General features: G+C 67.5%; 13 protein-coding genes. 11 read left to right on the top strand and 2 right to left on the bottom strand.

Annotated elements, in window-relative coordinates; translation table 11 throughout:
* Positions 1 to 20 precede the first annotated feature (20 nt).
* Positions 21 to 2,270, bottom strand: a complete 2,250-nt coding sequence (locus tag AC5P99_RS06135; protein WP_088436645.1) for a TonB-dependent siderophore receptor — start codon at positions 2,268 to 2,270, stop codon at positions 21 to 23.
* A gap of 287 nt (positions 2,271 to 2,557) precedes the next feature.
* On the opposite strand from AC5P99_RS06135, the gene AC5P99_RS06130 reads away from it, so the two are divergent.
* Positions 2,558 to 3,973 (top strand): GGDEF domain-containing protein, encoded by a 1,416-nt coding sequence (locus AC5P99_RS06130; RefSeq protein WP_108270635.1) that lies wholly within the window; start codon positions 2,558 to 2,560, stop codon positions 3,971 to 3,973.
* Between the two features lie 82 nt (positions 3,974 to 4,055).
* Here AC5P99_RS06130 and AC5P99_RS06125 read toward each other — a convergent pair whose 3' ends face one another.
* Positions 4,056 to 5,273: an MFS transporter gene (locus AC5P99_RS06125; RefSeq protein WP_414715522.1), complete on the bottom strand. Its 1,218-nt coding sequence runs from the start codon at positions 5,271 to 5,273 to the stop codon at positions 4,056 to 4,058.
* 75 nt (positions 5,274 to 5,348) lie between these two features.
* Between AC5P99_RS06125 and AC5P99_RS06120 the strand changes: the two genes are divergently transcribed.
* The 10 genes from AC5P99_RS06120 to AC5P99_RS06075 all read left to right on the top strand — a co-directional run bounded on the left by AC5P99_RS06120 (position 5,349) and on the right by AC5P99_RS06075 (position 14,431).
* Positions 5,349 to 5,798 (top strand): winged helix-turn-helix transcriptional regulator, encoded by a 450-nt coding sequence (locus AC5P99_RS06120; RefSeq protein ID WP_005408672.1) that lies wholly within the window; start codon positions 5,349 to 5,351, stop codon positions 5,796 to 5,798.
* A 73-nt stretch (positions 5,799 to 5,871) separates the two neighbouring features.
* Positions 5,872 to 6,999: a metallophosphoesterase gene (locus AC5P99_RS06115; RefSeq protein WP_049451889.1), complete on the top strand. Its 1,128-nt coding sequence runs from the start codon at positions 5,872 to 5,874 to the stop codon at positions 6,997 to 6,999.
* A 132-nt stretch (positions 7,000 to 7,131) separates the two neighbouring features.
* Entirely contained in the window at positions 7,132 to 7,815 is a 684-nt protein-coding gene (locus tag AC5P99_RS06110) for a response regulator (protein WP_005408670.1), read from the top strand.
* Positions 7,812 to 9,191 (top strand): sensor histidine kinase, encoded by a 1,380-nt coding sequence (locus tag AC5P99_RS06105; RefSeq protein ID WP_005412674.1) that lies wholly within the window; start codon positions 7,812 to 7,814, stop codon positions 9,189 to 9,191. Before AC5P99_RS06110 ends, AC5P99_RS06105 begins: the two co-directional genes overlap by 4 nt.
* A 79-nt stretch (positions 9,192 to 9,270) precedes the next feature.
* Complete coding sequence (locus tag AC5P99_RS06100) at positions 9,271 to 10,107, top strand: alpha/beta hydrolase (RefSeq protein WP_065179649.1); 837 nt, start codon at positions 9,271 to 9,273, stop codon at positions 10,105 to 10,107.
* A gap of 1 nt (position 10,108) precedes the next feature.
* Positions 10,109 to 10,468, top strand: coding sequence for an EamA family transporter (locus AC5P99_RS06095; RefSeq protein ID WP_012479558.1), 360 nt, complete (start codon positions 10,109 to 10,111; stop codon positions 10,466 to 10,468).
* On the top strand, positions 10,465 to 10,863 hold the full coding sequence (locus AC5P99_RS06090) for a DMT family transporter (protein WP_005408666.1): 399 nt from the start codon (positions 10,465 to 10,467) through the stop codon (positions 10,861 to 10,863). Before AC5P99_RS06095 ends, AC5P99_RS06090 begins: the two co-directional genes overlap by 4 nt.
* Before the next feature lie 10 nt (positions 10,864 to 10,873).
* Complete coding sequence (locus AC5P99_RS06085) at positions 10,874 to 12,076, top strand: DegT/DnrJ/EryC1/StrS family aminotransferase (protein WP_099605764.1); 1,203 nt, start codon at positions 10,874 to 10,876, stop codon at positions 12,074 to 12,076.
* Between the two features lie 174 nt (positions 12,077 to 12,250).
* Positions 12,251 to 12,967 (top strand): MtnX-like HAD-IB family phosphatase, encoded by a 717-nt coding sequence (locus AC5P99_RS06080; protein WP_005408664.1) that lies wholly within the window; start codon positions 12,251 to 12,253, stop codon positions 12,965 to 12,967.
* Positions 12,968 to 13,030: 63 nt separating this feature from the next.
* The gene (locus tag AC5P99_RS06075; protein WP_005408663.1) at positions 13,031 to 14,431 is read left to right on the top strand and encodes an aspartate aminotransferase family protein; all 1,401 of its coding nucleotides are present in this window, start codon (positions 13,031 to 13,033) and stop codon (positions 14,429 to 14,431) included.
* Positions 14,432 to 14,436 lie beyond the last annotated feature (5 nt).

Below are 14,436 nucleotides of genomic sequence, written 5' to 3'. Positions count from 1 at the left end.
CCGGCGCAGGCCTCATCGGGTCAGAACCCGAAGCGCAGGCTGGCCCAGTACGCGCGGCCCGGCTCGTTGTAGGTCGCCGCGCCGGCATCGCTGCTGTTGGCCTCGCGGAACAGGCGCTTGTCGGCCAGGTTGTTCACGCCGAAGCCGAAGCTGACCGTCTCGGTCACCTTGTAGCGCGCGCTCACGCCCCAGATGTTGTACGCACCGCGATCCTGCAGTGCGATCGATGGGTCGCAGGTGCCGGTGCAGCGCGGATCATTGTTGATGTTGGTGGTGGCCGGCTTCTGCTTGCCGTAGAACGTGCCGGTCAGCAGCAGCGACAGCTTGTCGGTGGCCTGCCAGTCCAGCATCGTGTTGACGGTGTACTTCGGAATCACCGACAGCGGCTGGCCGGTGCGCTTGTTCTCGTTCTCCACCATGTAGGTGAAGTTGTTGCTCCACTTCAGGCGGTTGCCCTGCTCGCCCAGCAGCGGGATCACCAGGTTGCCTTCCAGCCCCTGCACGATCGCCTTCGGCGCGTTCTCCCAGCGGAAGATGCGGCCCCTGGTGTCGGCAGTCAGGCCGATCTGGGTGTAGCCGGCCTGGATCTTGTCCTTGTAGTCGTTATGGAAGTAAGTCAACGAGGCCTGCCAGCCGCTCTGCGGTGCCCACTCGATGCCGAGTTCCTTGTTCAGGCTGGTTTCCGCCTTCAGGTCCGCATTGCCGCGCATGTAGCAGCCGGCGCCCAGGCTCGGCAGTGCATTCGGGCAGCCATTGCCACGGGTGTAATACAGATAGTCCGGATTCGACTGGTACAGGTTCGGCGCCTTGAACGCCCGGGCGATGCCGCCCTTCACCACCCAGTCGCCGTTGATGCGGAACTGCGCGTTGAGGCTGGGGCTGGTGTTGTTGCCGAACTGGCTGTGGTGGTCGAAGCGCAGGCCCGGGGTAACGATCCAGCGCTCACCCAGGTAGATGTTGTCTTCGACGAACACGGCGGTGGTCTGCGCATCGGCCTTGCCCCGCGCACGATCGGCCGACAGCCCCGGGATGCCGCCGCCGCTGCTGCTGGACTGGCTCATCGAGTACGGGTCGGTCAGGCGGCTGTCCAGGTATTCAAAGCCAAGCGTCCAGATGTTCTCGGCACCACCCAGCGTGGTCGGGAAGCTCACTTCGCCGTCCAGCTGGTAGTTGCGCAGTCGCGAGGTCGACCAGTCGCTGCCGTTGAAGCTGCCTTCCGGGCCACCGGCCAGGCCTTCGTTGATGCGTGAGTTGTTCACCGCCTCCACCGCGGCCGTCACCCGCGAGGTCACGTCGCCCCAGCGGCCACGATGGGTGATCGCGCCGGTGTTGCGGTACATGCGGTTGGTCTCCGCTTCGCCCTCGGCCAGTGCCGCCAGGTCAACACCGGTCGATGTACCGGTGGTGCTGACCGCGCGATCACCAGCGTAGATGTTGCCCTGGCGGCTGGTGCCGGCTTCGAACTCCACCACCTGGTTGGCGGTCACGTCCCAACGCAGCAGCGCGTTGACATCGCGGTTCTTGACGCCCTCGCGACCGGCCGGCGGCACCGCGTTGGGGTTGGTAGCGTACTGGCGGTTGAGCTCCAGCGAGTCCGCGTCGGTCTTGTTGAGATTGCCGTACAGGCGGAACGACAGGGTGTCGGTCATCGGCCCACTCAGCTGCAGGCCGACGCGTTCGCTGCCACCTTCGGCGCTGTGTTGGGGCACCAGCCCATACAGATCCACCGCACCGGTCAGGTCGCCGGTCGGGCGCTTGGTGATGATGTTGACCACGCCGCCGGAGGCACCGGAGCCATAGCGTGCCGCCGCCGGGCCGCGCAGCACTTCGATGCGCTCGATCATTTCCGCCGGCACCCAGTTGGTGTCACCGCGGGTATTGCGCTCGCCGCTGCGCCCCATGCGCACGGCATCGCGTGCGCCGATGCGCTTGCCATCGACCAGGATCAGGGTGTTTTCCGGGCCCATGCCACGCAGGTCGATCTGGCGGTTGTTGCCGTACTGGCCCGAGGCGCTGTTGCCGGTCAGGTTGACGCCCGGCATGGTCCGCAACAGCTCGGCGATGTCGTTGGCTGGCGGGCGCCGGGCGATATCCTCGGCGGTGATGGTCGAGGTACCCAGTGCCTGGCGCGCGATCTGCGAGGCGGTGACGTGCACCGTGTCGATGTCGGTGGCGTCGGTTTCGGCCTGGGCGGTCAGGGCGCTGCCCGCCAGCAGGGCGGCGACGGCAAGCGCCAGCGGGCGCGGTGAATGGACAACGGCAGGAGACATGATCAGGACCTTCTGGCAGGGCTGCGGGGCCTCTGGCAAAGGCTTGAGGCAACGACGAGGGGGGGAGGCGGAGCCGTCCTGCAGGCACCTGCAGCCCGCTCCGTGCGCGCATTCTCCCATCAATGCGAGTGATTCTCAAATGCGTTCACTCATTGCCGCAGCGGCGTCGATGTGCTTTGCGCACCGTGCAAGCCTGCACCGCGCGTAAACTGGCCGGCTACCCCGCCATCAACCGTATGCCACCGCGGCCGATACCCATGGTTTGCCGTACGCAGTCAGAGATCGACGTGGAACCACCCCAACTGGACGATGCCAGCCAGCCGCTGGCCGAGGCCTGGCAGCAATGCCTGCTACAGGCCGGCCCTGCCGCCACCGCGCTGCTCAACGCCGCTGCCACCGATGCCCCACCCGCGCTGGCCCAGCGCTTTTACGAAGTGCTGCTGCAGGACGGGCGCGCACGCCGCTTCCTGTCCCACGACCAGGTCAAGCAGCGCCTGCAGCCGGCCATGCAGCGCTGGCTGGTACAGCTGCTGACCACCGACGCCGCTGGCATCGCCACCACGGTCGCCTCGCAGCGGGTGATCGGCGACGTACACGCACGGGTCGGCATCCCGGTCGACCTGGTCACCCGCGGTGCGCGCGTGCTCAAGCACGAGCTGTTCGTGCGCCTGCGCGCCGACGCGCCCGACAGCGCGACCGCGTTCGCCGCCATCGCCTGCCTCAGCGCGATCATGGACATCGCCATGGAAGGCATGACCCTGGCCTACACCCATGCGCGCGAGCGCTCCACCCGTGCCGACGCCGCCTACCGGCTGTTCTCGCTGGTACAGAACGTCGGTACCGAACGCGAGCGCCAGCGCGCATTGCTGCTGGACTGGGAGAACGCCCTGCTCTACGCCCTCGCCGGCCACGTGCAGGCCAGCGACAACGCCAGCCTGGCCACCTCGGAGTTCGGCCTGTGGTTCACCCACAAGGGCATCCCCAGCTTCGGCGAAAGCAGCGAAACGCAGCAGGTGGGCCAGTTGATGGCCCGCATTGACGGCCACCTGCAGCGCGCGAGTGGCGATGCTCCGGCGCAGCGACTGGCGGTGCTGCCGGCCATCCGCGAGGACCTGGCCGCCATCCGCACCCTGATGACGCTGCTGTTCGAGCGCATCGGCGAACTGGATGCCGGCAGCGACGCGCTGACCAACCTGCTCAACCGTCGCTTCCTGCCCACCGTGCTGCGCCGGGAAATCGAGCTGGCCACGCGCAACCGCACACCGTTCTCGCTGCTGCTGCTCGACCTGGATCATTTCAAGGCAATCAACGACGGCCATGGCCACGATGCCGGCGACCGTGCGTTGCAGCACGTGGCCGGCCTGCTCGGCCAGCTCACGCGTGGCAGCGACTACCTGTTCCGCTATGGCGGCGAAGAATTCGTGGTGGTGCTGGTGGCCGCCAGCGAGTCGCAGGCGACCGTGATCGCCGAGAACCTGCGCCGACAGATCGCACAATCACCGGTAGCACTGGCCAATGGCCAGGTGCTGGAGCTGACCGCCAGCATCGGCGTGGCCGGTCACGATGGTCATCCGGACTACGAGCGGTTGATGGCACGTGCCGACGCCGCGATGTACGAGGCCAAGCGCAGCGGCCGCAACCGCGTGGTGGTCGCCAGCGCGGACCTGCAGGAAGCCCCGGGGCGGCGTGCACTGCAGCGATGACGGCAGGACAGGTAGAGTCGACCGCTGGTCGACTATCGCGCGCAGCGCGGGATTTTTCGCCGTCGGAACGAAGAGCAGTCGACTAAAAGTCGACTCTACCGGTTCGCGCGCCAGCCGCTGCTTTCACCGCCCCCACCCGCCATGCTGCCCACCACAGCAGCGCCAGCAACGCGATGCCTGCCCCCAGCAGGCACACGGCAGGCCAGCCATGCCGCACCTGCATCCAGGGCCCCGCCGCCGCGCCTGCACCACTGCCCAGTGCATAGAACAGCATGTACAACGCCACCAGGCGCCCATGCTGTTCTGCCGGTGCACGCAGCAACAATGCCTGGTTCGAGACATGCAGTGCCTGGCCGCCGAGGTCGAGCACGACCACCCCCAGCAGCAGCAAGGACAGCGAATGCGGGAGGCCCAGCAGCGGCCACCACGCGACCAGCATCAACAACAGCGCGCCGAGGCTGACCCGATGCGCGAAACCACGGTCCATCCAGTGTCCGACCCGCGCCGCCATCAGCGCACCGACCACGCCGGCCAGGCCGAGCGCGCCGATGGTTGCGGTCGACCAGTGCAGCGGCGGTGCCGACAGCGGCAAGGGTGCCGCCGCCCAGAACACATTGAGGCCGGCAAACAGCAGCAATGCCAGCGGCCCGCGCTCGCGCAGCGTTCGATCGCGGCGCAGCATGCCCAGCATCGAGCCCAGCAGCTCGCGCCAGCGTGGAGGGACCGACGGCACCGGTACTGCGGGCAGGCGCCGCCACAGCAGCGCCGCCAACGCTGCCATCACCACCGCTGACAGCAGGTAGACCCTCTGCCAGCCAAAGGCCGCCGCCACCGTACCGGACACCACGCGCGCCAGCAGCAGGCCGATGAACACGCCGCCCTGCACCACACCGACCACGCGACCGCGCTGCTCGGGCGGTGCCAGCATGGCGGTATAGGCAATCAGGCCCTGGGTCAGCGCGGTGCCCAGCAGGCCTGCCAGCAGCATGCCCGACAACAGCCAGCTCGCCGTGCGTGACGCCGCCAGCCACAACAGGGCCAGCACCAGCGCGATCAACTGCAGCCGCAGCAGGCGTCGCCGGTCGCCGCGGTCTGCCAGCGGCAGCAGGCCAAGCAATGCCAGCACGCTGCCGGCCTGGGTGGCAGCCAGCACTGCGCCGGCCACCGCCCGGTCCAGCGCAAAGGCGCGTGCAAGCTGATCCAGCAGCGGCTGCGCGTAGTAGACGTTGGCGACGCTGGCGCCGGCGGCAGCCGCAAGCAGGACCAGCAGCGGGCGGGGAAGCGATGTGGCACTCATCATATGGTTGCACTTTGAAACCAGATGCAGGCTATCGCCATTGGTTTTAAACTGCAACCACATTCGGAGATACCCAGCATGCACGCCGACAGCCCCTGCCCTGTAGCCCGCAGTGCCGACCTGCTCGGTGACCGCTGGGCATTACTGGTGATCCGCGACGCGTTCGACGGCATCACCCGCTTCGGTGATTTCCAGCGCAGCCTCGGCGCGGCGCGCAACATCCTCAGCGACCGCCTGCGCCGGCTGGTCGAGGCCGGCATCCTGCAGCTGCAGCCAGCCTCCGATGGATCGGCCTACCAGGAGTACGTGCTCACCGCCGCAGGCCTGGAACTGTTCCCGCTGCTGGTCGCACTGCGCCAGTGGGGAGAGCGCCATCGCTTCGGTGCAGGCGAAGCCCATTCGCAGCTGATCGAATTGGCGACGCGGCGGCCGCTGCCCTACATGCAGCCGCGCGGGCGCGATGGCCAGCCGCTTCAGCCCACTGCCACCCGCGTGCGCAAGCTCAAGGACGACGGGCGCGACACCTGATCCGCCCATTCGCGCACACCGACGGACGCCCGCGCCGGTTAGCATCGGATCTTTCCGCCGCTGGATGCCGCCGATGTCGCGCTGTCGCCCTTCCCTGCTGACCGCCCTGCTGTTGCCGCTGCTGGCCTGCGCCACAGCAACCACGCAGGCCCGCGAGGTTGCCGCGCCCGCCGACCACGTACAGGCCGATGGACCCTATGTGTTCCGCCAGGGCAACCAGCTGCAGGCCAGATGGATCTGCGACGACAAGGTCGAGTCTCACACACTTGCCACGCAGGCCGCAGGCACCGACATCACCCCGCGTTGCGGCTACGAACACAGCGTGCACGTGGCCGCCCCGAATGCTCCGTCGGTCTCCGTGCTGCCGGCCGTGCCGCGCATCGTGGCGCTGTCCGACATCCACGGCCAGTACGGGCTGCTGGTGCGCCTGCTGCGTGCCCACAAGGTCATCGACGCACAGGACCGCTGGGCGCTGGGCAAGGACACCCTGGTCATCGCCGGCGATGTGTTCGACCGCGGCCCGCAGGTAACCGAAGCCTTCTGGCTGCTGTATGGCCTGCAGCAGCAGGCGGCCGCCGCCGGCGGCGCGGTGCACTTCGTGCTCGGCAACCACGAGACCATGGTGCTGTACGACGACCTGCGCTACGTCAACCCGAAATACCTGCGCAGCGCCCAGCTGCTCGGCCGCAGCTACCCGCAGCTGTATGGCGCCGACTCGGTGATCGGCCAGTGGCTGCGCACCCGCCCGGTGCTGCTGAAGATCGGCGATACCCTGTTCCTGCACGGCGGCATCTCGCCCGAGGCGGTGCAGCTGGCGCTGGACCCGGCACGCACCAACGCGGCCTATCAGGCCTCGCTGGGCCTGCCCAAGGCCGAAGTGAAGGCCGACCCGGCCACCGCACCGCTGTATGACGGCAAGACCAGCCCGATCTGGTACCGCGGCTATTTCGATGGCCGCCTCGACACCGCGGGTGTGCAGGCTGTGCTCGACCGCCTGCAGCTCAAGCGCATCGTGGTTGGCCATACCTCGATGCCGCACGTCAGCAGCTTCCACGGCGACCGCGTGATCGCCATCGACAGCAGCATCAAGAACGGCGAGAACGGCGAACTGCTGTTCATCGAGGGTGGCAAGCTCAGCCGTGGCCTGCTGGATGGTTCGCGGGTGCCGCTGGCGCTCGGTGAGCCGGGCCTGCAGGACTGAATGGAGGGACAGCGCGACGGTGCCGGGAGGTGCCGACGCGCTCCACCTGCAGCCGGTTTGCGGCTACCCTCGGCAGCCGAGAGGCCCACCCCCGTCCATCCGGTGGGCCTGACCGTTACAGGAGCCCCGCGCATGCGCGTTCTGATTGCTGAAGACGACCCGGATATCGCCTCCGGCCTGTGCGCCTCGCTGCGCCGGCAGGGGCACGTGGTCGACCACGTCGACAACGGTGCGCACGCCGATGCTGCACTGGGCTCGACGCAGTACGCGCTGCTGGTACTGGACCTGGGGCTGCCGCAGCTGGATGGCCGCGACGTGCTGCAGCGCCTGCGCCAGCGCGGTGATGGCCTCGCAGTGCTGGTGGTGACCGCCCGTGACGGCCTGGCCGAGCGCGTGCGTGTGCTCGACCTGGGTGCCGATGACTACCTGGTCAAGCCGTTCGCGCTGGACGAGTTCGAAGCGCGCGTGCGCGCCCAGCTGCGCCGGGTCACCAGCAATGGCAACCCGGACCTGCGCATCGGCCGCCTTCGCATCGACCTGGCCGGGCATCGGGTGTGGATCGACGACCAGTCGCTGGAACTGACCGCACGCGAGTTCGGCCTGCTGTCGGCACTGGCAGTGCGCGCCGAGCGCATCGTGTCACGCGCGCAGTTGGTGGAAGCGCTGTGCGACTGGGGCCAGGACCTGACCGACAACGGCCTGGACATCGCCCTGCACCGCCTGCGCCGCAAGCTGCAGCCCGGCGGCATGGGCATCCGCACCGTGCGCGGGCTGGGCTACATGCTGGAAGACGCGCAGGACGACAGCACCCCGTGATCAGTGGACCGCCCAGCCTGCGCCGGCGCCTGCTCGCCTTCCTGGCGCTGCCGATGCTGGGTCTGCTCACCTTCAACACGATCCTGGCCTACTACGTTGCGCTGGACTATTCCAACCGCATCCACGACCGCAACCTGATCGACGACACGCATTCGTTCGCGCAGATGCTGAGCACCATGCCGGTGACCAGCGACCTGTCGCCGCAGGCGCGCTTCCTGATCGAGTACGACCCCGACGGCCATCGCTACTTCAACGTCGACAGCAGCCGCATGGGTACGCTCAGCGGCAATGCCGACTTCAGCCCGTATGCCCCTTCTCAGGACTGCACCGGCGTGCATCCGGCGCTGTACGACGGCAACCTCAATGGCCAGCAGGTGCGCATGGCCACGGTCTGCACGCAGGCGATGAACGATCCGCAGGACCAGCTGGCGGTGACCGTGGCCGAGAGCATGGCCGACCGCCGACAGCGGGCGCGCGAGATCCTGATGATCATCATCCCGCTGATGACCATGCTGGCGCTGGGCACCGCAGCACTGGTCTGGTTCGGCGTGACCTACGGCCTGCGCATCCTCACGCCGCTGAGGACCCGCCTGGCGCAGCGCCGTGGCGAACTGGCACCGATCTCCGACGCCGACGTACCGGAGGAGATCCAGCCACTGATCAGCACCATCGACGATCTGTTTGCCCGCCAGGCGGAAATGATCACCCTGCAGAACCGCTTCATTGCCGATGCCGCGCACCAGCTGCGTTCGCCGCTGGCGGGCATGGCCCTGCACGTGGACCAGGCGCTGGCACACGGTGACCCCGATACGGTGCGCGAGGCGCTGCAGCACATCCGCCGGCTCAACCAGCGCACTGCCCGGGTCAGCACCCAGCTGCTGGCGCTGAGCCGGGCGCAGACCGTGCCCGATACCGTGGAAGCACTGGACCTGTGCGAGCTGGTGCCGCAGTGGGTTGGCATGCGCGTGCCGGAGGCGATCCGCGATGGCATCGACCTCGGCTACCGCGGCAGCCCCCATCCGCTGCGTGTGCTCGGCAACGGCGCCATGCTGCAGGAGGCGCTGGACAACCTGATCGACAACGCCCTGCGTTATGCCGGCCGCAATGCCACCGTCACGGTGGGCGTGCACGCGCTGGACGACAATGATGTCGAACTCTATGTGGAAGACAACGGCCCCGGCGTGCCCGACGACGTGATGCCACGGCTGGGCGAGCGCTTCTTCCGGGCGCCGGGCACCGCTGCCAGCGGCACCGGCCTCGGCCTGGCCATCGCGCACGAGGCGGTAGAGCACTTCGGCGGCCGCCTGAGCTTCCTCAACCGCCCGGGCGGGGGGCTCAAGGTCGCCATCACGCTGCCGCTGCTGAAGGCCCCCTGACCCGGCTCGGCGCTCTGAAAGGCTGGTGAAAATCGCGCTTGCGATCCTGCCATCCCCACTGCCGTCCCGGAGCCGCCAGGTGACCGAATCGCACGACTTCTTCCTCCCCGGTGGCCCCCAGGGCGTGCTGCTGGTCCATGGCCTGACCGGCACCCCGGCGGAAATGCGCATGCTGGGCAAGGGCCTGAACAATGCCGGCTTCACCGTCCACGGCGTGCAACTGCCCGGCCATTGCGGCACCGTGGATGACCTGCTGGCGACCACCTGGGAACAGTGGTACCAGGGCGTGGAAGATGCGGCGGCCGCCCTGCGCGGCAAGGTCGACCAGCTGTTCGTGGGTGGCCTGTCGATGGGCGCGGTACTCTCGCTGGCGTTGGCGGCACGTCGCCCGGAGTGGGTATCCGGCGTGGGCGTGTACGGCGCCACTTTCCGTTACGACGGCTGGAACATTCCCGCCGTGGCCCGCTTCTCGTTCCTGCTGCCGTGGTTCAAGCGCTTCAACATCGGCCGCGACCGCATGTTCATGGAAGAACCGCCGTACGGCCTGCGCGACGAGCGCCTGCGCGCGCAGGTCAGCGCCGCAATGCTGTCCGGCGACAGCGCGGCTGCCGGCCTGCCGGGCAACCCCTGGCATGCGCTGGCCGAGATGCGTGCGCTGAGCCAGTGGACCCGCCGCCACCTGCACCAGGTCACCGCACCGTGCCTGGTGATGCACGCCCGCGAAGACGATGTGGCCAGCATGGGCAACGCCGAGCTGGTGATGTCGCGGGTCAGCGGCCCGAAGGAACTGGTGGTGCTGGAAGACAGCTACCACATGATCACCATCGATCGCGAACGCCGCGATGTGATCCGTCGCAGCGCGCGCTTTTTCACCGAGATCGGTGAACGCACGGGCGTGCTCAAGGCGGTGGCCTGAGATGGGGGCACTCGCCACCCTGCTGTGGCTGGCCAATGTGGTACTCGATACCGGTGGCCAGCTCGCCTTCAAGGCCGCCGCCAGCGACCCGCAGGAAGGCGAAGGACTGCAACGCTGGAAACACATGCTCAGCCGCCCCTGGCTGTGGATCGGCATCGCCTGCTACGTGCTCGAGTTCGTGGCCTGGATTGCGTTCCTGTCGCTGGTGCCGCTGTCCAAGGGCGTGCTGCTGGGCTCGATCAACATCGTTGCGTTGATGATCGCCGGTCGTTTCCTGTTCCGCGAGAAGCTCACGCCGCTGCGGGTGACCGGCATGCTGCTGGTCACCGCGGGCGTGGCGGTGGTGGGGGCCGGCTCATGAGGCGCCTGTATGTGATCGGTTTCCCGCTGCTGATGGCCTTCGACACGCTGGCCCAGCTGTGCTTCAAGTACGCCGGTGACGCCGCGCTGCCGGTCGAGGCCAACACCGCCTGGCTGCTGCGCGTGCTGTCGCAGCCGTGGGTGTATGGCGCCATCCTCGGCTACGTGGGTGCGTTCTTCACCTGGATGAGCCTGCTGCGCCATGCGCCGATCGGCCCGGCGTTCGCGGCCTCGCACCTGGAAGTGATCAGCGTGCTGCTGCTGTCGGCGTGGCTGTTGAACGAGCCACTGACCCTGCACCATCTGCTCGGTGCGGTACTGATCGTGGCCGGCATCGTCTGCCTCGGCCGCGCTGAAGCGGACGACCCGCACAGTCCCGCCGAAAGCGCGTCGTGAGTGGGCTGCGATGAGCCTGTTCGCGCGCGAACTGCCACCTACCGCTGGCCTGCCGATTCAGGCCAGCGATTTCCTGCCCGGTGGTGGCGACCTGCGCGAAGTCCTGGCCAGCCAGCTCGGCACACCGCCACTGCAGCTGACCTGTTCCGGCACGCACGCACTGCTGATCGCGCTGCGTACGCTGCGCAAGCGCGCGCCAAGGCGCGACACCGTGATCATGCCGGCCTATACCTGCCCGCTGGTGCCGATCGCGGTGCACAGCCTGGGCCTGCGCGCGCAATTGTGCGACACCCGTCATGGCCACTTCGATTTCGACCCTGGCCAGCTCAAGCGCCTGGCCGATGCACGCACGCTGGCGATCCTGCCCACTCACCTGGGCGGGCGCATCGCCGATGTCGAGCTGGCCTGCGAGGTTGCGCGCGGCGCCGGCGCCTGGGTGATCGAGGATGCCGCGCAGGCGCTCGGCGCACGCGTTGGCAACACCAGTGTCGGCCTGCGTGGCGATATCGGATTCTTCAGCCTGGCTGCCGGCAAGGGCCTGAGCCTGCATGAAGGCGGCCTGCTGGTCAGCCGTGACGACGAACTGCGTGCTGCGCTGGCCGAACATGCCGTCCAGCACGTTCGCTCCAGCCTGCGCTGGGAGCTGCTGCGCAGCGTGCAGTTGATCGGCCTTGCTGCCTGCTATCGCCCTTCGCTGCTGTCGCTGGTGTATGGCAATCCATTGCGCAGTGCGCTTCAACGCGACGATCTGGAAGAAGCGGTCGGTGACATTTTCCCGCTTGATATACCGCAGCACCGGGTCAGCCACTGGCGGCAGAACATCGGCGCGCGTGCCGCGCGGCGCTTGCCGGCGTTCCTGCAGGCCGGTCGCCTGCGTGCGTTGCAGCTGCGCGTGCAGCTGGCACAGCTGCCAGCCGTTGAGGTGGTCGACGGCCTCGCCGGCAGCGGTGGCACCTGGCCACTGCTGATGCTGCTGCTGCCCAGCCAGCGCGCCCGCGATGCCGTGCTGAAAGACCTGTGGCCACGTGGTCTCGGCGCCAGCCGCATGTTCATCCATGCCCTGCCCGGCTACGCGTACCTGCGCGGCATCGTGCCGCAGGACGACATGCCCAATGCACGCGACTTCGCCGCACGCATGCTGACCCTTGGCAACAGCGCCTGGCAGACCCGCGAAGAGACTGCCGAAATACTGCAGTTCCTGGCCCGCGCCTGACCCGAAAGTGCACGCGTAGCCTGCCCTCCGCGCATTCATCCGTGCACCTTCCTGAACGTTTTCCCAGCCTGTCAGAAGAGCCTTTCAACAGGAAAGGAACGAGAAAGGCGGCCTGCCTACATTGAGCCTGCCCCGGCATCGGGCCGGGCGTTTCTTTCATCGACGGACCTGCCCATGCACTGGAGCATCCTGTGTGACTTCGACGGCACCATCAGCCTCGAAGATGTCATCGACTCGCTGCTGGAAAAGTACGGCCAGCCGGGCTGGCAGGAACTGGAAGACCAGTGGAAAGCGGGAAAGATCGGCTCGCGTGAATGCATGCAGGGCCAGGTGCGGCTGCTGAAACTGGACCCGGCCACGCTCGACGCCCATCTGGACCAGGTACAGATCGATCCGGGCTTCGCCGCCTTTGTCAGCCGTGCCGAACAACTGGGCCTGCCGCTGCGCATCGTCAGTGACGGCCTGGACTATGCGATCCACCGCATCCTGGCCAACCACGGCCTGTCGCAGCTGCCGGTGGTGGCCAACCACCTGCGCTGGTGCGAAGACCATTGGGAACTGGAGTCGCCCTACCAGGCCGAAGGCTGCCGCAGTGGCACCTGCAAGTGCACCTGCGCCGCGCAGGCGCGCGCCAACGAAGCACCGCGCGTGCTGATGATCGGTGACGGCAGCTCGGATTTCTGTGTGTCCGAAGACGCCGACTTCGTGTTCGCCAAGCGCCGCCTGATTACCCATTGCACGAATGCCGGCATCGAGCATGCCGCCATCGACACCTTCCACGATGCAGTCGCACTGTTGCCGCGCCTGCTCGATGGCAGCCTGCTGCAGCCACGTCGCATCGACGCCCGTCCGCAGCCCGCCGCACTGCCCCCGCTGCTGGCCACCGCCTGAGCACTCCCTCCAAGCACGCTCCCCCGTCGCCCCTTTCGAACGTCCTTCACGGAACCGAACTGCATGAACATTTTTGACAAGAACGCCGACGCCGCTGCCTCCGACGCGCAGCTGCTGGCCGACGAAGCCCGCTACAGCTCCTTCGGCGATACCGTCCACTACGTCGACCCGCCGAAGATCTTCCAGCGCGGCGAAGGCAGCTACATGTTCGACGGTGCGGGCGTGCCCTACCTCGATCTGCAGATGTGGTACTCGGCCTGCAACTTCGGCTACAGCAACAAGCGCCTGAATGACGCGCTGAAGGACCAGATCGACACCCTGCCGCAGGTCGCCAGCCAGTACCTGCATCCGACCCGCGTGCAGCTGGCCAAGACCATTGCCGTGGACATGCACGAGAAGTTCGGCCTCGACGGTCGCGTGCATTTCAATGTCGGCGGCGCGCAGGCCATTGAAGACTCGCTGAAGATCGTGCGCAACGCGCGCGGCGGCAAGAGCCTGATGTTCGCCTTCGAAGGCGGCTACCACGGCCGCACCCTGGGTGCCTCGTCGATCACCTCCAGCTACCGCTACCGCCGCCGCTACGGCCACTTTGGCGAGCGCGCGATGTTCATCCCGTTCCCATACCCCTTCCGTCGCCCGAAGGGCATGACCCCGGACGAGTATTCCGACCACTGCGTGTGGCAGTTCGAGCGCCTGTTCGAAAGCGAATACAACGGCGTGTGGGACCCCAAGGTCGGCCAGGCCGAGTACGCCGCGTTCTACGTCGAGCCGATCCAGGGCACCGGTGGCTACGTCATTCCGCCGCGCAACTTCTTCACCGGCCTCAAGCGCGTGCTGGACAAGTACGGCATCCTGATGGTGGTCGATGAGATCCAGATGGGCTTCTGGCGTACCGGCAAGCTGTGGTCGATCGAGCACTTCGGCGTGACCCCGGACGTGCTGGTGTTCGGCAAGGCGCTGACCAACGGCCTGAACCCGCTGTCCGGCCTGTGGGCACGCGAAGAGCTGATCAACCCGACCGTGTTCCCGCCGGGTTCCACCCACTCCACCTTCAACTCCAACCCGCTGGGCACCCGCCTGGGCCTGGAAGTGTTGAAGCTGGGCAAGGAAATGGACTACGAGCGCACCGTGCCGGAAAAGGGCGCGTACTTCCTGGACGGCCTGCGTGGCCTGCAGAAGCGCCACCCGGAAATCGGCGACGTCGACGGCCTGGGCCTGGCCCTGCGCGCCGAAATCTGCCAGGCCGACGGCTACACCCCGAACAAGGAACTGTTGGACCGCATGGTCGACATCGGCCTGGCCGGTGACCTCCTGCACGACGGCAAGCGCATGGGCCTCGTGCTCGACGTGGGTGGCTGGTACAAGAACGTGATCACCTTCGCGCCGTCGCTGGACATCAGCTACGAAGAGATCGACCTGGCGATCACCCTGCTCGACCAGGCGCTGACCAAGGCCAAGGGCTGAGGTTG

Source organism: Stenotrophomonas sp. YJH_SMC_80, from assembly GCF_059372495.1.
The sequence above is the reverse complement of the archived record's forward strand: the minus strand, read 5'-3'. Positions and strand labels throughout refer to the sequence as shown.

Coding starts and splice junctions, on each gene's coding strand:
- AC5P99_RS06080 (WP_005408664.1), top strand. CDS start 12,251: ATGCACTGGAGCATCCTGTGTGACTTCGACGGCACCATCAGCCTCGAA.
- AC5P99_RS06110 (WP_005408670.1), top strand. CDS start 7,132: ATGCGCGTTCTGATTGCTGAAGACGACCCGGATATCGCCTCCGGCCTG.
- AC5P99_RS06115 (WP_049451889.1), top strand. CDS start 5,872: ATGTCGCGCTGTCGCCCTTCCCTGCTGACCGCCCTGCTGTTGCCGCTG.
- AC5P99_RS06075 (WP_005408663.1), top strand. CDS start 13,031: ATGAACATTTTTGACAAGAACGCCGACGCCGCTGCCTCCGACGCGCAG.
- AC5P99_RS06095 (WP_012479558.1), top strand. CDS start 10,109: ATGGGGGCACTCGCCACCCTGCTGTGGCTGGCCAATGTGGTACTCGAT.
- AC5P99_RS06120 (WP_005408672.1), top strand. CDS start 5,349: ATGCACGCCGACAGCCCCTGCCCTGTAGCCCGCAGTGCCGACCTGCTC.
- AC5P99_RS06135 (WP_088436645.1), bottom strand. CDS start 2,270: ATGTCTCCTGCCGTTGTCCATTCACCGCGCCCGCTGGCGCTTGCCGTC.
- AC5P99_RS06090 (WP_005408666.1), top strand. CDS start 10,465: ATGAGGCGCCTGTATGTGATCGGTTTCCCGCTGCTGATGGCCTTCGAC.
- AC5P99_RS06125 (WP_414715522.1), bottom strand. CDS start 5,273: ATGATGAGTGCCACATCGCTTCCCCGCCCGCTGCTGGTCCTGCTTGCG.
- AC5P99_RS06085 (WP_099605764.1), top strand. CDS start 10,874: ATGAGCCTGTTCGCGCGCGAACTGCCACCTACCGCTGGCCTGCCGATT.